Below are 23,683 nucleotides of genomic sequence, written 5' to 3'. Positions count from 1 at the left end.
ATGGACAGCAAAATGGAAGATCGTTCAAAGCTCTCGATCAGCGAAAGAATCGAACAGAAAACAAAAGGCTCCGGCTCTTCAAGCTTTATGGAAAAATTGATGCCGGCTATCTTTTTATCGTGTGCAATTATTTCGATATTAACCACTGTAGGTATCGTCTTCACTTTACTGTTTGAAACAGTGACCTTTTTCCGGGGGGTGCCGTTTGCTGATTTTTTTGCTTCAACTGAATGGTATCCATTCTTTTCAGAGCCGCAGTACGGCATTTGGCCATTAGTGAACGGTACGCTGATGATTGCAGGTATTGCCATGATGGTATCTATTCCTTTTGGGCTGGGGGCTGCCATTTATTTGAGTGAGTATGCGTCAGAAAAAGTCCGTAAAACAGTTAAGCCAGTTTTAGAAGTATTGGCTGGTATTCCAACTATTGTGTATGGTTTTTTTGCTCTTACGTTTGTTACACCGATTCTAAGGGCCGTTATACCTGGTGTGGATGTTTTTAACGCATTAAGTCCAGGGATTATAGTAGGCGTTATGATTATTCCAATGATTGCAAGCCTCTCAGAGGACGCAATGAGTTCGGTGCCCAATTCGATCCGGGAAGGGGCTTTTGCTTTAGGGGCCACGCGCATGGAGGTCACGGTGAAGGTAGTTATGCCAGCCGCCTTATCGGGGATCATTGCCTCCTTTGTGCTCGGCGTTTCACGTGCAGTCGGTGAAACGATGATTGTGTCAGTGGCAGGCGGTGCAAGCCCGAGTATGGGAATTGACCCGACAGGAGCAGTGCAGACAATGACAGCGTACATTGTGCAGGTGGTCAAAGGAGACGCTGGTTTTGGAACACCGATTTATTACAGTATTTATGCTGTAGGTATGACATTATTTGTGTTTACCCTGGCGATGAACCTGTTGGCCCATTACATTTCTCGACGATTCCGGGAGGATTACTAAATGAAATTTGCAGATACAACAGCACCTAAGGAAGCATACGAAGAAAATACTCAGCGGCTGGGCAAAAGGCATATTTGGAATAAGGCGTTTAAAGGGCTTTGCTTCACCGCTATGGCTTTTAGCATAGCGATGCTTCTCGTATTGCTGATACGAATACTCACTCAAGGAATTGGTTTTTTAGACTGGGGTCTCGTCGTAAACTTTGCTTCAAGAAACGCGGAGGATGCAGGGATGCTGGCTGCGCTGGCAGGGACGATCTGGCTGATGATGGTAGCAGCACCGCTTTCTTTTGTTTTAGGAGTCGGCACCGCTGTTTATATGGAGGAATATGCCCCGGTAAACAGATTCACTAACCTGCTTCAAACGAATATTTCCAATCTTGCGGGCGTGCCTTCTGTGGTCTTCGGGCTGCTGGGGCTTACGATATTCAATCGTCTGCTGGGGTTTGGAGCAAGTGTTCTTGCCGGGGGACTGACCCTGTCCCTGCTTGTTCTTCCTATTATCGTTGTGGCCTCCAGGGAGGCTATTAATGCGGTTCCGACAGACGTCAAGCAGGCCTCCTACGCGATGGGGGCAACTAAATGGCAGACAATCTTCAGAATTGTTATTCCTACATCTCTTCCGGGAATACTGACAGGAACTATTCTGGCACTCTCGCGGGCGATCGGGGAGACAGCCCCAATTCTGGTAATTGGTGCACTGACCTATGTTGCTTCCACACCATCAGATCTGTTTTCCAACTTTACCGCGATGCCAGTTCAGATTTATGACTGGACCGGACGTCCACAGGAGGAATTCCAAAACATTGCGGCGGCAGGAATTATTATTATATTGCTCATGCTCTTTTTCATGAACTCAATTGCCGTATTTATCCGGACTAAATTCCAAAAACGTTTTTAATATAAGGACCAAAGGAAGGGGAAACACTATGCAGACTAAGCATGAAAACCGTTCAGTAGAGAGAAACGACAATTTCAATACAGAGGAAAAAGCGCCGCTTGCATATAACGTAGAGCAGCTGAATCTCTGGTATGCAGATAACCACGCGCTGCAGAACATTTCGATGGAGATTCCGGAAAAGTCTGTCACAGCCATTATCGGTCCTTCGGGCTGCGGGAAATCGACATTCATTAAAACGTTAAACCGGATGACCGAAATGAATCCGATTGTAAAAACGAACGGCTCCATTAAATACCGGGAAAATGAGATTTTTGCAAAGAATTTCAGTGTCGAATATCTTCGTACTAAAGTAGGGATGGTGTTTCAAAACCCGAACCCGTTTCCCAAATCGATTTATGAAAATGTAATATACGGTCCGAAAATTCATGGCATCAAGGATAAAAAAACGCTTGATGAGATTGTGGAAAGAAGCCTGAGAAAAGCGGCTATCTGGGATGAAACGAAGGACCGGCTGAAAGAAAACGCCTTCGGGCTTTCCGGTGGCCAGCAGCAGCGTCTTTGTATTGCCCGCTGCCTGGCAATTGAACCTGACATCATTTTAATGGATGAGCCTACTTCTGCACTGGATCCGATTTCTACCCTGAAGATTGAAGAGCTGGTCCAGGAGCTGAAAAAAGACTATACGATCGTCATTGTTACCCATAATATGCAGCAGGCAGCCCGTATTTCAGACAATACTGCTTTCTTCTTAAACGGAGTTATTGTAGAGCATGATCAGACAGACAAAATTTTCTCATCGCCGGCTAAAAAAGAGACAGAAGATTATATTTCCGGCAGGTTCGGCTGATCCGGAAGAAAGAGGTTGAATAATGGGCGTTCGAAAGGCGTATGAGCAGGACTTGACGTATTTAAAGCAGGAAATACTCAACATGGGCAAATATGTGAAGTATGCTTTCGAGCAGTCGCTGCTCGCGTTGAAAACCAATGATAATCAGTCACTTGTCCGGGAAATTGTTACTGATGATAAAAATATCAATTCCATGGAATTGAAAATCATGGATGCGGCGACATTAACAATTGCCAAGCAGCAGCCGGTGGCCACAGATCTGCGCAGGTGCATCGTTGCTTTAAAAATGGCCAGTGATCTCGAGCGCATGGCAGATATCGCGGTGGATATTGCAAAAGCTTCAGCCAGACTGAGTGAAAACAGAAGCCGCGAAGATATTGATCAGTTAATTGACATGGCGGAAATTTCCAGGCAGATGTTTGACCAGGCGATGGAAGCATATGACAATCAGGAGCTGATGCATGCCCAACGAGTCGCTTCTTTGGATGATCACGTGGACAGTAAGTATAAATTGTTTATACAGAAGCAGCTTCGGCAAAGTGCTGATGAAGTACTGCTGGAAGATATTACTCAGCTGTCTTTTATCGGGCGTTATATTGAGCGTTTTGCTGATCATACGACGAATTTGGCAGAATGGGTCGTTTATGAAGTGAACGGGCACCATTTTGATTTAAACTAGAAATGCATACAATGCAGTCTCCGCCTGATAGCGGAGGCTTTTTTGTTCTTTTTTCAAACCTGCAGGCAGAGAAGGGGCTGAAAGAAAAAATTTAACCGGCTGTTATCTCAAATACCTGCTCCGGTCTGTCGATATAAAAAGAGAAGAAGCTTCAGCACACTATCAACTAGTATTGAGTTCAAAAGGCGGAGGTACGGGCATGAGCCATACAGAATATTTGGATATGTTTATTGAAGAAAGTCAGGAGCACATTCAGGCGATTAACGTTCACCTGCTGGAGCTCGAAAAGCAGCCGCAGGATGAAACGATCATCGGGGAAATTTTTCGTTCGGCCCATACGATGAAAGGCATGGCTGGCACGATGGGGTATGAGGATTTGACGAATGTTACGCATGCTCTCGAAAATGTTCTCGACCAAATGCGTGAAAAGACGAGGCTCGCAGATGCAGAAACGATGGATGTACTGCTTGAGGCAGCAGATGTTGCTGAAGAGATTGTAGAGGATATTGCTTCCGGTGGTGAGGGGAAAAAAGATATAAAGGCTATTACGGCAAAGCTGCTTGGTCAAAGCACCCGGACCGGTGCAGAGCAGGGAACAAAGGAAAAGAATGGCATCAACATGGATTGGAATGAATACGACCGGGCAGTGATCGCCCAGTCCGTAGAAAGTGGTATGCAGGCATATACAGTGCGGGTGACCCTTGAGGAGAATGCCGTGCTAAAAGCAGCACGTGCCTACATGGTATTTGAAGCTCTTGAAGCAGACGGCCACGTTATTAAATCAGTGCCGGAGGCTTCAGATATTGAAGCGGAGCGATTTGATAACGAATTTATCGCAGCAGTAGTAACGACCGCTGCAAAAGAAGATCTGATCAACCGGGTGGCTTCAATTTCGGAAATTGAAGCAGTGGTGGCAGAGGAAATTGAAATAACGGTCAGCACAGAAACCCAGGAAAGCCCGGGAGAAGCACCAGTTCCGGAAGTAAAAGAAACCAGTTCGCTGGAACGTAAGCGTACAGAAACGAATAAAACCATCCGGGTCAATATCGACCGGCTGGATAAATTGATGAATCTTTTTGAAGAGCTGGTTATCGACCGGGGACGCCTTGAGCGTATATCGGAGGAAATACGAAGCAGCGAACTGACAGAAACAATGGAAAGAATGTCACGGACGACCGGGAGTCTGCAGGAAATTATTTTACATATGCGGATGGTGCCGGTGGATCAGGTGTTCAGTCGTTTCCCGAAAATGGTGCGCAGTCTGTCGAGAGACCTTGGCAAAAAGATCGAGCTCGAAGTCATTGGTGCAGAGACGGAACTGGATCGTTCGATTATTGATGAAATTGGGGATCCCCTTGTCCATCTTATAAGAAATTCGATCGATCATGGAATTGAAATGCCCGACAAGAGAAAGCAGAATGGCAAAGCGGAAGAGGGTCACGTCGAGCTTCGTGCTTATCACAGCGGCAATCATGTGTATATTGAAATTGAGGATGACGGCGGCGGAATCGACCGTGAACGTGTGCTCAAAAAGGCCGTGGAAAATGAAGTAATAGCTGCCGAGGACGCTGATACGCTGACGGATTACGATGTGCATCAGTTCATCTTTTCAGCAGGGTTCAGCACGGTTGATGAAGTGACTGACCTGTCAGGACGTGGAGTCGGTCTGGATGTAGTAAAAAATACGTTTGAATCACTCGGCGGCGTCATCAGTGTACATTCTGAAAAAGGAAGAGGAACCAAATTCAGCATTCAGCTTCCCCTGACCCTGTCGATTATTGATGTGATGCTTGTGGATGTGGGGGAAGAGCACTACGGACTGCCGCTTACTTCTATAGTGGAGACAGCAAGTATTAAGAGCAGCAGCATTTTTTATGTGCACAAACGGAAAATGATCGATTTTCGCGGAAATATTATTCCGGTGATGTTTTTGGAGGATGTATTTGAAGTCCCGGTGGAGCGGGAGTGGGACCGTGAAAATTATTCGGTCGTAGTCGTGCATAAAGGAGAAAAGATGGCCGCTCTGGTTGTCGACAGCTTTATTGGCCAGCAGGACGTCGTATTGAAATCACTCGGCCATTACCTTCGGGACGTGCGCGCCATATCAGGAGCGACAATTCTCGGGGACGGTAATGTAGCATTAATTGTAGACACAAATGCCCTATTGTAAGGAGGAAGGATTGTGACGGAAGAAAATGCGGTAAAAAAAGTCATTATATTTCGGTTGGAGGCCGAAGAATACGGTGTGGAAGTAAATCATGTCCAGTCGATTGAACGGATGCAGAATTTCACCCGTATACCAAATGCTGAAAAAAGTATACGCGGCGTCATTAATTTGCGGGGTGTCATTATTCCGATTATTGATCTTCGAAAGAGACTTTCCTATGAAGAAGTTCCGTATACAGAAGAAACCCGGATTTTAATTTTAGCTCTTGAAGGCAATCACGCCGGTCTTATAGTTGACGCGGCAAACGATGTGATGGATGTGTTTGAAAGTGAAATCGGCGCGCCTCCTCAGGCGGCGTCGAAAGAAGAGCAGATGTATTTAAAAAACGTGATCAAAAAAGAAAGCCGCGTATTTACTCTTTTAAATGTGCATGCAGTAGCTGAATCTTTGGAAACGGCGTCTGTTTGATTTCAAGGGCTGTTCTCCTTTAATATAGGAGTAAGAGTCCTTTTCTTATGCGTGAAACGCAAATTAGAGAAGGGAGCCGATAGTGAAAATATATTCTCAGGACTGTACGCCGCAGATAGAACAAGGTATGATGTTAACAGCGGCGCCAGGCAGCGTGCGTTCGAAATTTTATATAATGGGGACATGCTTCCATGAGTTTACATCAATCAACCGAAGAAAAGCAGTATGATATCAACATGATGTTTGTATTGTTTTTGTTCGCAGTAGTCAGCTGTTTCTATATTTTTCAGGCTCAGCAGCTCGAACAATACGAAGGCAATTTTATGATCCAGCAGATTATCTTTTTCGTGCTGGCTTTTGCTATTATGATGGTAGTTATACATTTTGATTTTGAGTATTATCTGATACTGCACTGGTTTTTATATGCTTTTGGACTGGCTCTTTTAGCAGGGCTGCTGGTTGCCCCGTCAAGCATTGCCCCGGTGATTAACGGGGCGCAGTCATGGTATGTAATCCCCGGTCTCGGCCAGTTTCAGCCGGCAGAATTTATGAGAATTTTTCTGATTTTGACGCTCAGCGCCATCATTTATAATCACCATACAGAGTACAGCGGGAGCAAAAACATGCGCTCTGATTTTATACTTATAGGGAAAATGTTTCTGCCGACCCTCCCTGTCATTCTTCTTCTGGCAACACAGCCGGACATGGGCAGTGTCATGCTCGTAGGAGCTATTTTTGTTTCTCTTCTGGTGGTTTCGGGGATCTCCTATAAAATATTGGCAGTAGCTATCGGCGGACCACTTTTAGCAATACTTGGATTTGTCATTTCTTTTTTTCAGTTTCCTAATTTGATGGAGCGGTTTGTATTTTCCAATATGGATCCTTATCAGGTAAGCAGAATCCAGGGATGGCTGAATCCATTTGAGAACCAGGACGCTGGCTTTCAAACAGCAAGAGCATTGACTGCTATCGGATCCGGAAGGCTGTTTGGCAACGACGGGGCCCAGGTGTATATCCCGGAGGCCCATACGGATTTCATTTTTGCTGTTATCAGCTCTGTTCACGGTTTTCTGGGCGGTGCGATGGTCATCACCCTTTATTTTGTGCTCCTGTATCAAATTCTTCTGATCAGCATGCGGTCGCATAACGCTTACGGCAAATACATCTGTGCAGGTGTGATTGGGTTGTTTGCTTTCCAGATATTTCAAAATATCGGACAAAGCCTTGGCCTTCTGCCGGTCACCGGATTTACGCTTCCGCTGCTCAGCTACGGAGGAAGCTCGCTTGTCGGGACCATGTTTATTTTGGGTATCGTAATGAGTGTACGCTATCATTCGAAAAATTACTTCTTTGCCCACCACAAAAATCAGTAAAGCCAGCCGAAATCCGGCTGGCTTTTGTTTATGGTTTCTTGATATGCATGGAATCCTTTGGTGTTTTAGCTCTTCTCGAAGACGAGAAAAGCTGTTCGCTCTGCCTTTGTACGGCCCAGATGAGCGTATCGAGTTTACGCTCCATCCTGTAAACAAGAAAAAAGGCAAGCGCAACAGCCGCTCCCTGGTCTCCGGCCAGCTGTATCCATTCGTCCATGAAATAGCCTCCTTTATAAAGAATCCCCCAGCCGAAGAGGCTGAGGGAATCGGATTAATTGGTTTCCCAGATAGTGTCTACGTTTCGTTCTACAACTCTTGCATACACTTTTTTAGTAACAATGCCATCGCTTGTGAAAAAGGCTTCCTTAGCAATAATGGTGTCCATTAATGCCTCTACTGCTGTTTCATCCACCGGCTCTGCCGGGTTTTCGATAGAAAGAGTAGTAGCTTTGCCGAAATCACTTTCAAAACGCAGCTGCAGTTGCTTGCTCATCATCTTCACCTCCTGTACTTAAAATTACTGTCAGTTTTACAACGGGGCCGGAGCCTGCATGGTGTACTCGTTGTTGCGCTGCACGCTTTGTACAACGTACGGCTGAAGGGCGGCAATACCATCCGCAATTTCCTGCAGGTCATCGTCTGAAATTTCAGGGTTTATGCTGCGGAATGTTTTTCGTTTGTAGTCGCCGCTGCCGTCTTCGCCAGGTCCTAAATAAAATTCAAAGGAAAGATCAGTTTTTGTTAATTGAGCCATTGTGTCTCACCTCCTTTCACCGTATATATTGACGTGCCGAAGTAAAAGGGGGGAAGGGGGCTGTGTTTATTTTACGAAGGTTATGGGAATATCACCATGGAATGTTAAACGAAGGAGGATTTACAATGAACGTACTGGTAATTGGAGCAAACGGAAAAATTGCACGCCACCTGGTGGAGGAATTGAAGGAAACGGATCACCACGTAACGGCGCTAATTAGAAAAGAAGAACAATCTGAAGAACTGAAAAGCCTTGGGGCGGACGAAACGGTAGTCCGTGATCTCGAAGGAGATATTTCCGATGCGTTTGCCGGTAAAGACGCAGCAGTCTTTGCTGCTGGGTCAGGCGGCCACACAGGACCGGATAAAACCACCATTATTGACCTGTGGGGGTCGAGAAAATCGGTAGAAGCCTCCAAAGCCCATGGGGTGAAACGCTTCATTCAGGTAAGTTCGATGAATACGGATGAGCCGGAAAACGGCCCGGAAAAGATGCGCCATTACTTTATTGCTAAGCGTGTAGCCGATGATTACCTCGAAGAAAGCGGCCTTGATTATACCATTGTACGGCCGGGAGTGCTCACAAACGATGATCCGAGCGGCACTGTACAGCTAAAACAAAAACTGAATGAAAAAGGCGAAATTCCACGTGCTGATGTGGCTAAAGTGATCGCCGCATCCTTGGACACGCCTGGTACTATCCGCAAAAAGTTTGATCTGATCAGCGGCGACCAGGAAATTATTGCAGCGCTCAACGAATTATAAGAAGGAAAGCAAGCAGCCGGCCCCGCACAGCCGGCTGTTTTTACATAATAACCACAGGGGAGGCAGCAGCCATGATAAACAGTTCAGGACCCCGGATTTCCGGGCGCGCCCTATGGTTAAACTTTTTCCTGCTGTTTGCAGCTGGTATTGTTATCATTGCTGCTGTGTTTCAGGGGGAAACTTTAATATACATAAACAGCTTATTTTCCTTTAATACAGCTGCAGCCGATAGTCTCACCGGAGCCTGCATGGGAATAGCGGCAGGATTTTTCGCCTGGGGGGCATACAAAAAGCAGTGGTTTGCCGTGCCGGACAATACATATACCGACCTTTTAAAAGAACTGATCCGCCAGCGGGGAAGCTTTTGGGCTGTAACAGCTGGAGCGGCGGTATCAGAGGAAATATTGTTTCGGGCAGCAGTGCTTGGAACACTGGTGCTTGTACTGCCGGACATCTTTGCTTTATGCGTTACTTCATTTATTTTCATGCTGGTGCATGTGCCTCAATACGCCGGTCAGCAGCTGATTCATGCATGGATTTTTATCCTGGGCCTTCTGCTCGGCGGCCTGCTTTTATGGCAGGGAACGCTGTGGGGGGCTGCGGCTGCCCATGCCGGATACAATGCGGTCTCCTTTCTTATCTGGAAACGAAGTGAAGCTCTCCAGGAATAACATTCTGAACCGTCGGGTCGGAATGTCAGTAGCTTTTGCCAGCCTGGTGACGCTCCAGACGGAGCTGTGCTTTCTCTTGCTCTTCCGAAGAAACGAGATAATAGCTTACCCCATTCTCTTCAGCGGAAGCTCCATGAATTTCAGTCGTCTGGATCTGGGTGAGGGCCGGAGTATAGTGGTAAGAAAAGCTGCGGATATCCTGAAACGTCATATCGGTGTGTACGTGGTCACCGAGGGCGTAAAGCAGTTCTTCCGCTTTACGGAGAGTCGCCGGGCTTTTTGCTTTTTCAAGAAGTGCTTCGAGGACCTGCTGCTGGCGGATATTCCGCCCCAGATCGCCCCGCGGATCCTGCTTGCGCATGCGAACGTAATATAAGGCCTGCTCGCCATTTAAATGAAGATTTCCCTTCGTGTAGGTGAAAGGCTCTCCTTCGTCCTTGACGAACTCCAAATCGTTTTGCACCGTAACCCCGCCGTAAGCATCAACCACCTCCCGGAATCCTTCCATATCGGCTTCGACGGTAAAATCGATGGAGGTGTCCAGAAACTCTTCTGCTGTTTTCTCTAGTAAGGGCATGCCTCCATAGCTGTAGGCATGATTTATTTTATCCATACTGTCTCTTCCTGGAATAGAAACCTTAGTGTCTCTTGGAATATTAAAAAGCAGCGTGGACTCGTTCCCGGAATGGATAGAGATAATCATAATTACATCAGCACGGGAACCTGTTTCTTCTTTATCTGTTCCCGCTATTAGAATAATCTGCGGTCCGGAAACAGTAGAAGGGTCCTCCGGCGCTGTTTCCGAGGTGATTTTCTCTTTTGGTCCGGCAGTTATAGTGTAATAATAATAAAAGAGACCGCCGAGAGATAGGAAGCATGTAAGCAGGAAAGTAATCATAAAAAACAAGTATACGTTTCGCATAGTAGAACATCCTGTCCGTAAAAGTCAAAATCTCTATTTTTATATCGGCAGAAAAGGGAATATATCCAGTAGGCAAGGGTGCTCCCTGCGTTGACAAAAAAAGGGCGTAACGTTATATTCAACGTTACTGCTATTTATAATCTCGTTAGGTGAGGCTCCTGTGTAGAAACAAGCTTCTGCCCAAAAATGTCTAAAGACGCCAATGGGTCAACAGAATCCATCGAATTAAGGTGTTTTCTAATGAAGCTGGATAATATATTCCTACGCTATGCAGTGCTAAAGCTCGACGAAGGGGAACAGAACGGGCATATACGATGACTGGCTGATTATGCACGTCTTCCCAACGGTGGAAGGCGTTTTTTGTTTGAAGTAAGTGTCAGACGGAAGAAGTACAGCTGCCTGTCTGGCCTGGAGAGGAGGAAAAAGGATGGAGAAATTAAACGAACAGGCACGGGAGGAGTTCGTGAAATTAATAGCGGAGTCTCTGCAGCAGGAGCGCATAGAAGCGTTTCGTGAATTGTTTTTGGATTTGCACCCTGCGGACCAGGCAGAAGTTTTTCTTGAGCTTGATGAAGAACGGGAAGTGGTGTACAAGTTTTTGTCCCCGGAAGAATTCGCTGAAGTATTTGACAGCTTTGAACCCGAAGTGCAAAAAGAAGTAGCTCTGCAGCTGAACGATCAGTATGCTGCCGAAGTATACAATAATATGTATGCCGATGATGTTGCCGACTTTCTGGGGGAGCTTGAGCCGAGGCAGATGACGCATATTCTGCAGGCGATGGATCAGGAGGACGCCAATGACGTCCGGGAGCTGCTCGCCTACGAAGATAAAACGGCCGGAGCCATCATGACAAAAGAATTTGTTTCCATCAAAGCAACGGATACAATCGATGAAGTGATTGACCACCTCCGGCGGGAGGGCCCGGATGCAGAAACGATTTATTACCTGTATGTAGTGGATGAAGAGGAGAAGCTGGCGGGTGTCGCTTCCATCCGGGACTTGATTGTAGCGGACTCAGACCGCACGGTTTCTGAGGTAATGAGCAGCCGTGTCGTGTCCGTCCATGTAGATGATGACCAGGAAGAGGTCGCCCAGCTGATACAGAAGTATGATTTTCTGGCCACTCCTGTTATAGACAGTGAAGGGAGGCTTGCGGGGATTGTAACCGTGGATGATGCCCTCGATGTGCTTGCAGAAGAAGCTTCGGAGGACATTGGAGAAATCTCCGGGTCCCGTGGTTCCACGGATGTGAGTGTTAATGCATTTAAAGCAGCCAGACTTCGTGCTCCCTGGATTATCCTGCTGATGTTTTTAGGGCTGTTTACAGCCCAGGTAATCGGCTGGTTTGAAAGTACCCTAGAGAGTGTCGTTCTGCTTGCCGCGTTTATTCCGATGATTATGGGTTCAGCCGGAAATACGGGCACCCAGTCGCTTGCTGTGTCCGTGCGTGCGCTTGCAACGGGAAACATTGAACGAAAAGGACTGTGGCGTACGATCAGCCGGGAGTTTTCCACGGGGATTATGATTGGGGTGGCCTCAGGAATTGTGATTACGATCTTATTGTATCTTTTTTATGGCGAGCCCCTTATAGGAGTAATTGTCGGTTTTTCCATCATGATTTCACTTGGAGTGGCCAGTGTTATCGGTACACTGGTACCGCTTGTAATCAATAAACTGAAGCTCGACCCTGCCATTGCTTCAGGACCGTTTATCACAACGCTCACTGATATTATCAGCCTGCTGATTTATTTCACAGTAGCTTCGTCGCTCATCCAGAGCATTTAGGGACGGGTTTTCCTAAAAAGAATAATGAAAAAAAGAGGAGACGCTGTCTCTTCTTTTTCGTGGGCAGTTAATTAGATTAACATTTACAGGGTGTGATAAACTATCACTATCCTGGATGAAAAGGAGCGAGGGCTTTGCAGTTAACAACCTATACGGATTATGCATTACGGATGGTAATGTATTTGGCCGCTCATGATGAAGACGAGTCCCTGCATAGTATTAAACAAATATCGACTGCATACTCCATCTCGTACAACCATCTGACTAAGGTTGGGCATGAGCTGTCGAAGCTTGGCGTCATTCACACGGTGAAGGGCAGGAACGGAGGAATTCGTTTGGCCAAGGAACCGGAAGAAATCAACATTGGCTGGCTTGTAAGGCAGACAGAAGATAATCTGACGTTGGTGGAATGCTTTGATCCAGAATCGAACCAGTGCATTTTAGCAGGCAGATGCCGGCTACAGGGTATTTTGGGTGAGGCTCTGAAAGCGTATTTGTCGGTGCTCGATAAGTATACGGTCAAAGACCTCACCGTGAACAAGGAAATGCTTCATGCCCTGTTTGCAGCTTCAACGGCAAAGAATCAGCCGCCGATTTCTTTTTCTTAAGAAAAGATATCATCGTGCTTGCCCCGGTCACGGTGACATTCGTCAATCATCCAGGAAACCAATTATACATAATAAAGCAGCAGCCCCGTTGAAATGGGACTGCTGCTTCTTTTCATACCCTGAAGGTTAGTTTGTCTCTTCAAAGCGCCGCAGGTCGTTATTGTGACCGATAGCAATAAGCACGTCTTCTTTGAAGAGGCGGTCCTGGGCTGTGGGTGATATATTAACCTCTTTGCCGCGGCGGATGCCGAGAACGGTAACGCCGAATTTGGCCCGGATATCGAGCTGGGCGAGGGTTTTTTTATGCATGGATGTTGGCACGGTAATTTCTATAATGGAATATTCTGCGGAGAGTTCAATATAGTCAATGACACGGTCAGAAACGAGATGCTGAGCAATACGGTTACCCATGTCATGCTCCGGGTGGATAATTTTATCTGCCCCAATTTTATCGAGAACCTTGTGGTGGTGAAAGTTTTGCGCTTTGACCCATACCGAAGGGATGTCCATTTCCTTTAATAAGAGGGTGCATAAAATGCTTGCCTGAAGATCATCACCAATAGCGACAATCACGTGATCAAAATTTGTAATCCCCAGGTTCCTCAGTTCTTTTTCATCTGTGCCGTCTGCGACGGCGCTGTACGTAGAATGATTGGTAATGTCGTCGAGTTTTTCTTCATTATTGTCAATGGCCAGTACGTCATGACCGAGCTTGTACAATTCTGTACTGACGCTGACACCGAATCGCCCGAGACCGATAACGGCAAATTGTTTTTTCACACGGCGTTCTCCTTTGTCTGAAGCTTGTGGTCGTTTTCCTTTAATTGTAACGTTAATGTACCGCCGCAGCCTTGATTTGTCAAACGGGAGCCGGATGAAGGACTTCGTCGTCTGTTAAAGCGGAACGGCCGGAGAAATAAAGATGAAGGCAGCGCTCTGTCTGCTTTTTTAAATTGGCGTTTAAATGGGAGGTCCGGCCCGAGCCGCTGTTAAGATAATACACGTAGTGTGTGAAAACACCGTCATTTTCTTCAAAAACGACCTGTATATTCTTTTTATTCATATAGAGGCGCAGCTGATCGAGGTCGTGCCCAAGAGTGTCGAAAGCCTGTTGAAATAACCGTTCGTAGGGCTCCATCAGGCGGACGTCAGAAGATTTAAGCGCCCGGGTATCGAGCATAAGTACTTTTTTTACAATCGGAAGAAGAACAGCATAATGGATAACGATATGCTCTTTCTCTGTTATAGCCATTTCTATTCTGCCTCCCTGCGTTGCATGATTAAGTTCATTATACGAATACAGGTTCCCGTTTTTCAATAAGATTTTTCATTTGCTTCGAATTTTTTGAATTGTATAACTCGAATTTTTGCAGGAAATGGTCTATAATGAAATTATGTAAGCGGATACAATAAGTTGTTATTCTCTTTGGAATTGTCGGTCAATTAGTTTTACTGTCATCAAAGGTGGGTATAGTGCAGTACACACAAAATTATTGGCAATCAATAGATAGGCATTGGGAGGCCATGCGCGCGTCGCCCGCTTTAAAAAAGATCAGCGCCCGGCGGGTGCTGCAATAAGAACAGGGGGTTCGGCGAATATGTTACATCCAACTCATGAGCAGCATTTTATGAAAAAAGTGAAACCAATTCAAAATGGTAGAAGACCTTCAAGGCAGATTCTTCAGTCTTTATATGCTCAAATGATGATGGAGTATGCTGTGTTTGAATTTAACAGAGAGCGGCTTCTGCAAAAAATTGATGACTCCCTGGATATGCATGACGAAAAAGCTTTTCAGGAATGGACAGGGGCTTATAAAGAATTAATGAGCGAATATAAAGACGGGAAAGTATTATTCGAACAAGGCTATAAATTAGAGCTTGAATTTGAATAAAGATTTATATCAGCACCCTTTGGGCTTTGCCCGAAGGGTGCTCTTTTCTTGGAATGATAAATCAGGAAAAGTCGCTGCCGGTCTTCACGGTGTTGGCGTTTTTCTGCATTGTTCTTTATACTGGGAAAGAAAAGAAAAGCGAAGGAGGCAGAGCTGGTGATACTTTCCGACCGAACAATCCGTTCAATGATGGACCAGGGCGATCTTAGTATCGATCCATTAGAGGACCATCAGATCCAGCCGGCATCGGTGGACATTCGTCTTGGCACCCATTTTCTAAAAATCGACGAAAACGCTATCGAATCCATTCAACTGGACCGGCCCGCGAAGTATGTGGAATTTGAAAGCGATGAGGTAATTATTCCCCCGCATTCATTTCTACTTGCGACTACAAAAGAATACATCAGACTTCCCCAGCATATTACGGCCTTTGTGGAAGGAAGAAGCTCTATCGGGCGGATGGGACTTTTTATTCAAAATGCAGGCTGGGTGGACCCGGGGTTTGAAGGGGAAATTACGCTTGAGCTTTATAATGCCAACCGCCTGCCTATTCGTTTAACGTCCGGAAGGCGGCTCGCCCAGCTCGTTTTTGCTGAAATGGATCAAAAAGCCGGCGTCCCTTATGCGGGCAAATATCAGGGGCAGCGGAATGCGATGGGAAGTCATGCCTTTTTGGATCAGGAAAACGAATAACGTTGCGCCATACATAGCTGAAATGAAAAATAACGATTCAAAAGACTCGTGACCTTTACTGTTCACGGGTTTTTTCGAGGTAAGCGTGAGCAGAGGCACAGTCGGAAAAAGATGTTATAATGGGAGCGCTGTGAAATGTTTTGGTGGAAAGAAGGAATAACAATTGGGTTTTCAAAATGATAAAGCGGTCGTTGTTTTTAGTGGAGGGCAGGACAGTACTACTTGTTTGTTCTGGGCACTGGAACAATTTGAAGAGGTGATTGCTGTAACTTTTTCTTATGGACAACGGCACGATGAAGAAATAGAAGTAGCAAAACGAATTGCTGAGGATATAAATGTTGAGCACCATGTACTGGATATGAGACTTTTAAGTCAGCTGGCACCGAACGCGCTGACTCGCGACGATATTGAAGTAGAGGCTGGAGAAGACGGAGAACTTCCTTCTACGTTTGTGGAGGGGAGAAATCTGTTGTTCTTTTCTTTTGCAACGATTCTTGCTTCGCAGAAAAAGGCAAAGCACATTGTGACAGGCGTATGTGAGACAGATTACAGCGGATACCCGGACTGCCGGGATGTATTTGTGAAATCACTGAATGTGTCGCTGAATCTGGCTATCGGAAAAGAGTTCGTGCTGCATACACCTTTAATGTGGCTCGATAAAAAAGAAACCTGGGGACTTGCCGACCAGCTCGGGAAGCTTGAATATGTGAAGAATGAAACGCTCACCTGCTATCATGGCATACCGGGGGACGGCTGCGGGGAATGCCCAGCCTGTAAACTGCGCCATGCAGGCTATGAGCAGTATATGGAACAAAAAGAAAGGAAAGAATTATGATTTATTCGTATTATCCACAGTGGCCGCACAACTACCGGTACGAATTAAATAAGGATATGCATTTAAGTGCGGCACACTATATTCCTTCTGAAGAAGCGGGAAAGTGCCGCCGGGTGCATGGACACACCTATACGATCAACGTGACAGTTGCCGGTGATGAATTGAACCGGAACGGGTTTTTAATTGATTTTACCGTTTTAAAAAAATGGATCCATAAACGCTATGACCACACTCTGCTGAATGACCACCCCGAGTTTGCCAGTGAAGAAACTGAGGCTGCTTACCCCACGACGGAAGTAGTCGCACAGGTGATATGGAAAACAGTGCAGCAGAAGCTCGATGAAACGTCGAATAAACCTAAATGCCTGCAGGTACTCGTCAGGGAGACTCCGACAAGCTATGCAGTGTTCCGGCCCAAAGAGGAGGACTTTGCCTAAATGAAACCAACACCTGTACTGGAAATATTCGGTCCGACGATCCAGGGCGAAGGCATGGTTATCGGACGGAAAACGATGTTTGTGCGCACCGGCGGCTGTGACTACCGGTGCTCCTGGTGTGATTCTGCCTTTACATGGGACGGATCACAAAAAGCTGTAGCGATGAGTGCGGAAGCCATTTATGAAAAATTAAAAGAAGCCGGCGGCAGAAGCTTTAACCATGTTACTATTTCCGGAGGCAACCCCTCTATGCATCCCGGTCTCGGAGAACTTGTAGCGCTTTTACAGGAACACGGTGTCGAGACAGCGATTGAAACGCAGGGATCGATCTGGAATGACTGGGTGAAGGAAATCGATGAGGTAACAGTTTCCCCGAAGCCGCCGAGTTCGTTGATGAAAACGGATTGGGCCAGGCTGGATTATTATATGGAAGAACTGCGTCCGCGCAGGGAAAAAGAGGTCAGTCTGAAGGTAGTCGTTTTTGATGAAAGCGATCTGAATTACGCGATGGAGGTACATGAGCGTTACCCGACTGTAACAATGTATCTGCAGGTGGGAAATGCCGATACCGTAACGCCGCAGGTAGAGAAACTGAGAGATCATCTGCTTGCTAAATACGAATGGCTTACAGAAAAAGTTCTGCAGGAGGAGCGTTTGAACGGAGTGCGGGTGCTGCCGCAGCTGCATACGCTGCTTTGGGGAAACAAACAGGGAGTATAAGGAGGAAAAGAACGTGCCGGAAAGAGACGATATTGAGCAGTTAGATCAGCTGGGAAGCGAAAAAACGGCGTATACATTTGAATATGACCCTTCTCTGCTTGAAGTATTTGAAAACACCCACCCGTACCGGGATTACTTTGTGAAATTCAACTGTCCGGAATTTACCACACTCTGTCCAAAAACGGGGCAGCCGGATTTTGGCACACTGTATATCAGCTACATTCCGGACGAAAAAATGGTGGAAAGCAAATCGCTGAAATTGTATTTGTTCAGCTTCAGGAATCACGGGGGCTTTCATGAAGATTCGATTAATACAATCGTAAACGACCTCGTAGAGCTGATGAACCCCCGTTATCTGGAGATATGGGGTAAATTCACTCCGCGCGGAGGTATTTCGATTGATCCATTTGTAAACTACGGCAGAGCAGGCACTAAATACGAGCAGCTTGCAGAAAACCGGCTGTTTCAGCATGATTTGTATCCCGAGCCGGTAGACAACCGCTAAGCCTTTCCCGATACGGGAGAGGCTTTTTCTATAGCGAAGAGGGCAGGAGCGGGAAAGGTTTGAAGTAAATAAGAAGAGGGGTAGAGATTAAGGAATTGTGAAAATTTGTGAAAACAGGAGGAGCAGGGATGATGGGGAATCAAACAGCGGGAAATAAAGTGGTGGAAATACTGAAAGAATGGGGTGTGAGCCATCTGTATGGCATGCCCGGGGATTCCATCAATGAATTGATGGAAGAATTACGCAAGGATGAAGACGGTCTGAAGTACATCCAGATCCGTCATGAAGAGACGGGAGCCCTTGCCGCTGCCGCTTATGCGAAGCTGACGGGGAGGCTGGGCGTTTGTTCTTCGATTGCCGGGCCTGGAGGGGTTCACTTATTAAACGGCCTTTATGATGCGAAAAGAGATAAAGTGCCGGTGCTTGCTTTGGTCGGACAGGTTGATACGTCAATCATCGGCACCGATAATTTTCAGGAAATCCAGCTGAACCAGATGTTTGCTGACGTCAGTGTATTTAATGAACGTGTCCAGAGCGCTGCACAGCTCCCGGATATGCTGCATCAGGCGATACGTACTGCTTACACAGAAAAAGGAGTATCTGTACTCGTTATTCCGGATGATGTTTCGGCTGCAGAAATCAAACGTGAAGCCCCAATATCTTCCGGCGTGTTTGCGAGGCCGAAGATCCGCCCGGAGAAGGAAGAGATGGTGGAGGCTGCGAGGCTGCTGCACGGGGCGCAGAAGCCAGTGATTCTGGCCGGGAAAGGGGCCAGGTACAGCACTGATGAATTATTGGCGTTTGCTGAACATATTCAGGCACCAGTAGCATCTACGCTTCTTGCAAAGGGCGTTGTTCCGGATGAGCATGAGCACAGCCTGGGACAGAATGGTCAGATTGGCACAACGCCGTCATACGAAGCGGTGCAGGAAGCCGATTTGTTAATACTGGCAGGCACTTCTTTTCCCTATCGTGATTTTATGCCGAAAAACACCAAGGCTATTCAAATTGATATTGACCCCAGAGTGATAGGGAAATACTATCCTGTGACGATGGGTTTAGTCTCTGAACTCGGGCCTGTGCTTCAGTGGTATACGGAAAATCTCGAACGCCGGGAGCCTTCTGCCTTTATGAAGAAATATAAAGAAAAAAGAAAAGAGTGGTGGAATGAGCTCGAAAAAGATATGACAGAAGAGACAGACAGGCTGCAGCCGCCGCAGGTGATTCATGAAGTACAGCAGTTTTTGGAGGAAGACGCTGTAGTGTCTGTCGATGTTGGAAATGTCACCGTATGGGCTGCGCGTTATTTGAAGCTGAAAAGACAGGAGTTTGTAATATCGGGATGGATGGCTACGATGGGGTGCGCTCTGCCCGGTGCGATTGCCGCCAAAGCGGCCTGGCCTGAAAAGCAGACGGTCATGCTTGCCGGGGATGGTGGTTTTGCCATGGGAATGCAGGATTTTGCCACTGCCGTAAAGTATCAGCTTCCGATGATTTGTGTCGTATTTAATAACGAAAAGATCGGGATGATTGAATACGAGCAGCAGCAGATGGGCCATCTGGATACGGAAACGGACATCAGCGGTATTGATTTTGCGGGATTTGCCGAAGCTTGCGGCGGTGAAGGATACAGGGTCGGAACTAAAACCGAACTGCATGAGGCACTGCAAAAGGCAGTGCTTGCCACCAGACCCGTAGTTATTGATTGCGTCGTGGATATGCAGCCTCCGCTTCCGGGCCGGATTTCTTACCAGCAGGCGGTGCACTACAGCGAATTTATTATTAAAAATGTTTTTGAGCGCGGAGAAATTTCGCTGCCGCCTTTGAAAAAAGGATGGAAACGAATAAAAAAATAAAAGAAAAACCAGCTGATTTTATTCATCAGCTGGTTTTTGCATAGATTGATACTGCATACTTGATGCACCTTTGATACGGGCTTCCAGACGGATATTATCGAGTTTCCCGTGAAGCAGTTCATACCGGATCTTTCCGGATTCATACAGCTTGTCGGAACGGGCTTTTGCTTTCCCTTTTACCCGTGCAGATGTCTGCTGGAGAGTTCCTGCCCCGGAAGATACTTTGCGGCGGTATTCTTTCCCGCTTTTCGGAGCAGTGAGCAGACTGGTGAGTACTGACACAGCGTATCCTGCAGCAATTCCCGACCATAGGCTTTTTTTATGCATTTCCTGTGTTCTCCTCTTTCCAGTCCTTAATGGCCTGGCGCTTCTGGTACATATAGTATCCTAAAGCAAGGCTGCCGTAAAGGCCGCCAAGAGCCTGCTCATTCACTTTGCCTTTGCCTTCGGTGGAACTCCTTTTCATGCCTGCTGTCATATCAACAAGGCTTGAAGTGAGCTTTCTGGACGCTTCCCCGGCGTCGCCAACAATGTAAAACAGCGGACTCAACGAGTGGAGCTTTTCATTTACATCCAGAATCGTCTCGTTGCTGTTATGTAAAATCAGCTCCGATTGATTCATTACCTGGTCGAGTTGCTCAGGCAGTTTGTCTACTGTTTCGTTCACCCCATTTAATGTTTTAGTGAGGTTGCTTAAGACGCGTGCTAAGAAAATAACTAATACTGCAAAAGCTACCGCGATGATTAGTAAAGCTATACCGCCGATCATACCCATAATTCACCATTCCTCCTTACAATAAATGCGAATAATCCTACAGCCCAATAAATGGTACCATGATTCATGGCAGAGCACCAGGGCGTGCGGATCATATAATAGTGTCTAACTCTCTCGTACCCTGCTTTTCAGAGCCCTAAACAGATTCCATTATAAATTTCTGGAAAGAAATCAGGATTTGGAGGCATCAAAGAGATGGTGTGTGGGGAAAATCCTATTTTTATATGTATATAATATGGGAAGAGTTAAGTAACACAAATAACGAGGAGGAAAAAACATGCCCTGGACAATGAATGACTATCCTTCATCCTTGAAAAATTTAGACAAACCGGTAAAGAAAAAAGCGATTGATATAGCCAATTCGATGCTTGATGACGGATACGACGAAGGCCGTGCGATTCCAATCGCGACTGAACAGGCAAAAGAATGGTACAGCAATGCTTCTAAAGAAGAAGTGACGGAATTCATGGAGGAGGAAGATCCTAAATCCCGTGATGATGAGGAAAGTGGTTCGGATCCGGAGCTGATGGAAAAAGCAGAGCTGGTAGAAGCACATGAAGACGGATGGGCTGTACGGGCAAAAAGTGCGAAAAAACCGGATATTGTCTATGACAGCAAATCAGAAGCTATCGAACGTGCAAAAGAAGTGGCAGAAAAGAAAGGGACAGAAGCCATTATTTACAAAAAAGATGGGACAGTAGAAAAAAGGCATTCCTATTAATAAAGGAGGAGCAGCTGTATCTTAGGCAGCTGCTTCTTTCAATATATAAATGAAGAATCCTTTTTATTTTTTTCCTTCATGAAAGCAATCAGCTCCACTGAAGGGACCGGCTGGCTGAAATAATATCCCTGGACGTAAGAGGTGCTGTACTGCTGCACAAACTCCAGCTGCGCGGCATTTTCCACTCCCTCTGTAACGGCATCGAGATCAAGCTCTTCAATAAGGCGGTAAATACCGGTTAAAAGAGTTGTATCAAAGGTTGTGGAAGGAATATGGCGCACAAAGCTGCGGTCGAGCTTTACCAGATCGATAGGAAGGTCGCGGAGGGAATGCAGCGAAGAGCTTCCCACTCCAAAATCATCGAGCGCAACTTTCACCCCGCGCTGCTGCAGCTGTGTAATAAAATCAATAGTCATTTGAGGATCATAGTCGATATTGTCCTCTGTAATTTCCGCCCGCAGAAGATGGGGCGGAAAGCCTGTTTCTACTAAAGCGCTATCGAGCGATTCCATAAGATAATCAAGCGATTGAATCTGTATTTTAGACACATTAAAAGACAATTTGATGGAAGGAAAGCCGGATTTTCTCCATTTTTGGGCTTCCTCAAGCGAAGAGTGAATCACCCACGCCCCGACCTGGTGAATATCTCCCGTTTCTTCTAAAAGCGGTATGAACGTGGCGGGAGATATTCTTCCGTAAACCGGATGTTTCCAGCGAAGAAGAGCTTCAGCCCCCTCCATATTCTCGCATCCCGGCTCCATAATCGGTTGAAATTCCAGATAGAACTCTTCTTTTTCGAGAGCAAACATAATGTCGTTTCTTATTGACAGAGAAAATTGATAGTCATCATTAAGGGACAGCTCCTCATAATAGACAATTCTGCCGGCCGTGTTCTTTTTAGCTTCGTACATAGCGGTATCGGCATGCTTTAAAAGAATGTCAAAGCTTTCTCCGTCGTCAGGAAAAGAGCTCACCCCGGCGCTGGCTGAAATAAATGTGGCTTTGTCGTCAAAATAGTACTGTTTATTAAGAAAAGTCACGGCCTCTTTGAGTACGATGTCAAGATGCTCTCTGCTGTCGGCTGCTGTAACTACAACAAATTCGTCTCCCCCGAGGCGGGCGGTGATTGAATCAGGACCGGTAAACATGCTGTTTAACCTGGCGGCAGCCTGGCGGATTAATTCATCACCCGCCCTGTGCCCCCAGCTGTCGTTAACTCGTTTAAACCCATCAAGGTCAAAAAATAGAACGAATGTATTATTTTCATGAGCTTCGAGAAATCCTGGAAAAGCTTCCTGCACATAATGGCGGTTATGCAAAGAGGTCAGATGGTCTGTATATGCCATATGTGTAACTTCAAGGTGAGCGTATTCCGAACGCTCAAGCATATTGTTCATAGATTCCTCCAGCTCTTTTAATTCCCTGGCGGGCCGGCGTTTTAAAGAAACTCTGTGAGACAGCAGATGATGAATGCGAATATGCTTTAACTGCTCTGATAAAGAAGTGATTGGTCTTTCTACAAGGAATTTAAACTGATAGTATGTCAGCGCGAAATATGCGAGCAGCAGAGCAAGCATGAAAAAAACCATTGTATTCACGGTATCGGAAAGCTCGGAGAAGTATACCCGGTCTTTCATTACCCCCAGCTGAAAAGCAGAACGGCCATCTGCGTTTTCAGCTGTCCAGGTGCCTTCGATAGTGTCCGCATCTTCAGCAGTAATGGCCGTACCGGCCGGTCCATCCCCTGGCCGTAAAGTGACCGGAAAGGAGAACAGGTCACTCACAGTATCTATATATCCATCGTTAACCGCTTTTCCCATAACTAAGTAGCCACTAAAGTCTCCAGCCCCGTCGCTCGGCAGAATATGCTGAATGGAAAAATAATGAGGATTGGATCCGGTCCCAGTCAGAAAAGTCCGCTCTTCCACGGATTTCTGCAGTTCTTTCTGTACTCCAGAGAAGAGCGAGCGGCTTACATCTCCTTCTTCCTGGCTCTGCAGATCCACTTTTTTTTCGTAGACGGTTTCAAGCTCTTTATTAACGAACAGAATGATGTTCACGCCATTGTTAATAAATGTATCATTCTGCAGGTTTGTATGTATGTACTCTTCATGCTGGTCTGTCATAAACTGAAAAGAATCGTCCCAGGTGGCCCAGTCTTCATTTAAAGCGTGCATGGAAGCAATATCCTGTTCGACAGCTGCCTGGACCTGTCCAACATCCTCACGGGCATTGTGCCGGTCAAAGCTATCGGCATCCGCCATCAGCATCGGGTAAAAAATAAGAGCCATGACTGCGAGAAAAACGGCGATGCTGATAAGAGCATGAGCCGTACCGTAAGACCCTATTCTCATTTCTT

The 23,683-nt window shown here is 46.3% G+C and carries 28 protein-coding genes and 1 riboswitch; of the genes, 19 read left to right on the top strand and 9 right to left on the bottom strand.

Annotation, left to right across the window (positions count from 1 at the left end):
- The 7 genes from pstC to ACTTK7_RS02460 all read left to right on the top strand — a co-directional run bounded on the left by pstC (position 1) and on the right by ACTTK7_RS02460 (position 7,385).
- Positions 1-951 (top strand): phosphate ABC transporter permease subunit PstC, encoded by a 951-nt coding sequence (gene pstC / locus ACTTK7_RS02490; RefSeq protein ID WP_462865526.1) that lies wholly within the window; start codon positions 1-3, stop codon positions 949-951.
- Complete coding sequence (gene pstA, locus ACTTK7_RS02485) at positions 952-1,851, top strand: phosphate ABC transporter permease PstA (RefSeq protein ID WP_462865524.1); 900 nt, start codon at positions 952-954, stop codon at positions 1,849-1,851.
- A gap of 28 nt (positions 1,852-1,879) precedes the next feature.
- On the top strand, positions 1,880-2,698 hold the full coding sequence (gene pstB / locus ACTTK7_RS02480; RefSeq protein WP_462865522.1) for a phosphate ABC transporter ATP-binding protein PstB: 819 nt from the start codon (positions 1,880-1,882) through the stop codon (positions 2,696-2,698).
- A gap of 22 nt (positions 2,699-2,720) precedes the next feature.
- Positions 2,721-3,377 carry a phosphate signaling complex protein PhoU gene (gene phoU / locus ACTTK7_RS02475; protein ID WP_462865520.1) on the top strand — a complete coding sequence of 219 codons (657 nt, stop codon included), beginning with the start codon at positions 2,721-2,723 and terminating at the stop codon, positions 3,375-3,377.
- 199 nt (positions 3,378-3,576) lie between these two features.
- The gene (locus tag ACTTK7_RS02470) at positions 3,577-5,547 is read left to right on the top strand and encodes a chemotaxis protein CheW (protein ID WP_462865518.1); all 1,971 of its coding nucleotides are present in this window, start codon (positions 3,577-3,579) and stop codon (positions 5,545-5,547) included.
- Positions 5,548-5,559: 12 nt separating this feature from the next.
- Complete coding sequence (locus ACTTK7_RS02465) at positions 5,560-6,012, top strand: chemotaxis protein CheW (RefSeq protein ID WP_462865516.1); 453 nt, start codon at positions 5,560-5,562, stop codon at positions 6,010-6,012.
- 191 nt (positions 6,013-6,203) lie between these two features.
- Positions 6,204-7,385 (top strand): FtsW/RodA/SpoVE family cell cycle protein, encoded by a 1,182-nt coding sequence (locus ACTTK7_RS02460; protein WP_462865514.1) that lies wholly within the window; start codon positions 6,204-6,206, stop codon positions 7,383-7,385.
- A gap of 28 nt (positions 7,386-7,413) precedes the next feature.
- Here ACTTK7_RS02460 and ACTTK7_RS02455 read toward each other — a convergent pair whose 3' ends face one another.
- From ACTTK7_RS02455 to ACTTK7_RS02445, 3 genes are read right to left on the bottom strand one after another with little or no spacing between them, the layout of a single operon-like run.
- On the bottom strand, positions 7,414-7,602 hold the full coding sequence (locus ACTTK7_RS02455; protein ID WP_462865512.1) for a hypothetical protein: 189 nt from the start codon (positions 7,600-7,602) through the stop codon (positions 7,414-7,416).
- Positions 7,603-7,656: 54 nt separating this feature from the next.
- On the bottom strand, positions 7,657-7,878 hold the full coding sequence (locus tag ACTTK7_RS02450; RefSeq protein WP_462865510.1) for a DUF2922 domain-containing protein: 222 nt from the start codon (positions 7,876-7,878) through the stop codon (positions 7,657-7,659).
- A 36-nt stretch (positions 7,879-7,914) separates the two neighbouring features.
- Complete coding sequence (locus ACTTK7_RS02445) at positions 7,915-8,139, bottom strand: DUF1659 domain-containing protein (protein ID WP_462865507.1); 225 nt, start codon at positions 8,137-8,139, stop codon at positions 7,915-7,917.
- A 125-nt stretch (positions 8,140-8,264) separates the two neighbouring features.
- Here ACTTK7_RS02445 and ACTTK7_RS02440 point away from each other — a divergent pair, with 125 nt between their 5' ends.
- Positions 8,265-8,903, top strand: a complete 639-nt coding sequence (locus ACTTK7_RS02440; protein WP_462865505.1) for an SDR family oxidoreductase — start codon at positions 8,265-8,267, stop codon at positions 8,901-8,903.
- 71 nt (positions 8,904-8,974) lie between these two features.
- Complete coding sequence (locus tag ACTTK7_RS02435) at positions 8,975-9,574, top strand: CPBP family glutamic-type intramembrane protease (protein WP_462865503.1); 600 nt, start codon at positions 8,975-8,977, stop codon at positions 9,572-9,574.
- Positions 9,575-9,599: 25 nt separating this feature from the next.
- On the opposite strand, the gene ACTTK7_RS02430 is transcribed toward ACTTK7_RS02435, so the two are convergent.
- Positions 9,600-10,496, bottom strand: coding sequence for an LCP family protein (locus ACTTK7_RS02430; protein ID WP_462865501.1), 897 nt, complete (start codon positions 10,494-10,496; stop codon positions 9,600-9,602).
- Positions 10,497-10,630: 134 nt separating this feature from the next.
- Positions 10,631-10,798: riboswitch (M-box (ykoK) riboswitch) on the top strand.
- 125 nt (positions 10,799-10,923) lie between these two features.
- Between ACTTK7_RS02430 and mgtE the strand changes: the two genes are divergently transcribed.
- Together mgtE and ACTTK7_RS02420 are read left to right on the top strand one after the other, a co-directional pair.
- Positions 10,924-12,282, top strand: a complete 1,359-nt coding sequence (gene mgtE / locus ACTTK7_RS02425) for a magnesium transporter (RefSeq protein ID WP_462865500.1) — start codon at positions 10,924-10,926, stop codon at positions 12,280-12,282.
- Positions 12,283-12,416: 134 nt separating this feature from the next.
- Complete coding sequence (locus tag ACTTK7_RS02420; RefSeq protein ID WP_462865498.1) at positions 12,417-12,890, top strand: RrF2 family transcriptional regulator; 474 nt, start codon at positions 12,417-12,419, stop codon at positions 12,888-12,890.
- A 126-nt stretch (positions 12,891-13,016) separates the two neighbouring features.
- Here ACTTK7_RS02420 and ACTTK7_RS02415 read toward each other — a convergent pair whose 3' ends face one another.
- Positions 13,017-13,670 carry a potassium channel family protein gene (locus tag ACTTK7_RS02415; protein ID WP_462865496.1) on the bottom strand — a complete coding sequence of 218 codons (654 nt, stop codon included), beginning with the start codon at positions 13,668-13,670 and terminating at the stop codon, positions 13,017-13,019.
- 79 nt (positions 13,671-13,749) lie between these two features.
- Positions 13,750-14,142, bottom strand: a complete 393-nt coding sequence (locus tag ACTTK7_RS02410) for a hypothetical protein (protein WP_462865494.1) — start codon at positions 14,140-14,142, stop codon at positions 13,750-13,752.
- 376 nt (positions 14,143-14,518) lie between these two features.
- On the opposite strand from ACTTK7_RS02410, the gene ACTTK7_RS02405 reads away from it, so the two are divergent.
- From ACTTK7_RS02405 to ACTTK7_RS02375, 7 genes are all read left to right on the top strand, one after another.
- Positions 14,519-14,782, top strand: a complete 264-nt coding sequence (locus tag ACTTK7_RS02405; RefSeq protein WP_462865492.1) for an IDEAL domain-containing protein — start codon at positions 14,519-14,521, stop codon at positions 14,780-14,782.
- Between the two features lie 156 nt (positions 14,783-14,938).
- Complete coding sequence (gene dcd, locus ACTTK7_RS02400) at positions 14,939-15,475, top strand: dCTP deaminase (RefSeq protein ID WP_462865490.1); 537 nt, start codon at positions 14,939-14,941, stop codon at positions 15,473-15,475.
- A gap of 163 nt (positions 15,476-15,638) precedes the next feature.
- A complete protein-coding gene (gene queC, locus ACTTK7_RS02395) occupies positions 15,639-16,310 on the top strand; it encodes a 7-cyano-7-deazaguanine synthase QueC (RefSeq protein ID WP_462865488.1) in 672 nt (223 codons plus the stop codon).
- The gene (queD, locus tag ACTTK7_RS02390) at positions 16,307-16,747 is read left to right on the top strand and encodes a 6-carboxytetrahydropterin synthase QueD (RefSeq protein WP_462865486.1); all 441 of its coding nucleotides are present in this window, start codon (positions 16,307-16,309) and stop codon (positions 16,745-16,747) included. Before queC ends, queD begins: the two co-directional genes overlap by 4 nt.
- On the top strand, positions 16,748-17,467 hold the full coding sequence (gene queE, locus ACTTK7_RS02385) for a 7-carboxy-7-deazaguanine synthase QueE (RefSeq protein ID WP_462865484.1): 720 nt from the start codon (positions 16,748-16,750) through the stop codon (positions 17,465-17,467).
- A 13-nt stretch (positions 17,468-17,480) separates the two neighbouring features.
- Positions 17,481-17,972 carry a preQ(1) synthase gene (queF, locus tag ACTTK7_RS02380; RefSeq protein WP_462865482.1) on the top strand — a complete coding sequence of 164 codons (492 nt, stop codon included), beginning with the start codon at positions 17,481-17,483 and terminating at the stop codon, positions 17,970-17,972.
- Between the two features lie 131 nt (positions 17,973-18,103).
- Positions 18,104-19,828: a pyruvate oxidase gene (locus ACTTK7_RS02375; protein ID WP_462865661.1), complete on the top strand. Its 1,725-nt coding sequence runs from the start codon at positions 18,104-18,106 to the stop codon at positions 19,826-19,828.
- Between the two features lie 18 nt (positions 19,829-19,846).
- Here ACTTK7_RS02375 and ACTTK7_RS02370 read toward each other — a convergent pair whose 3' ends face one another.
- Both ACTTK7_RS02370 and ACTTK7_RS02365 read right to left on the bottom strand, forming a co-directional pair.
- On the bottom strand, positions 19,847-20,155 hold the full coding sequence (locus tag ACTTK7_RS02370) for a YtxH domain-containing protein (RefSeq protein WP_462865481.1): 309 nt from the start codon (positions 20,153-20,155) through the stop codon (positions 19,847-19,849).
- Positions 20,148-20,603: a DUF948 domain-containing protein gene (locus ACTTK7_RS02365; protein ID WP_322526455.1), complete on the bottom strand. Its 456-nt coding sequence runs from the start codon at positions 20,601-20,603 to the stop codon at positions 20,148-20,150. The genes ACTTK7_RS02370 and ACTTK7_RS02365 overlap by 8 nt, the downstream gene beginning before the upstream one ends.
- 277 nt (positions 20,604-20,880) lie before the next feature.
- Here ACTTK7_RS02365 and ACTTK7_RS02360 point away from each other — a divergent pair, with 277 nt between their 5' ends.
- On the top strand, positions 20,881-21,324 hold the full coding sequence (locus ACTTK7_RS02360; protein ID WP_462865478.1) for a DUF2188 domain-containing protein: 444 nt from the start codon (positions 20,881-20,883) through the stop codon (positions 21,322-21,324).
- Positions 21,325-21,362: 38 nt separating this feature from the next.
- Here ACTTK7_RS02360 and ACTTK7_RS02355 read toward each other — a convergent pair whose 3' ends face one another.
- Complete coding sequence (locus tag ACTTK7_RS02355; protein ID WP_462865476.1) at positions 21,363-23,678, bottom strand: bifunctional diguanylate cyclase/phosphodiesterase; 2,316 nt, start codon at positions 23,676-23,678, stop codon at positions 21,363-21,365.
- Positions 23,679-23,683: the final 5 nt, after the last annotated feature.

This window comes from Marinococcus tarijensis (assembly GCF_054971385.1).
Note: the sequence above shows the minus strand (reverse complement) of the source record. Positions and strands in the feature narration are given on the sequence as shown.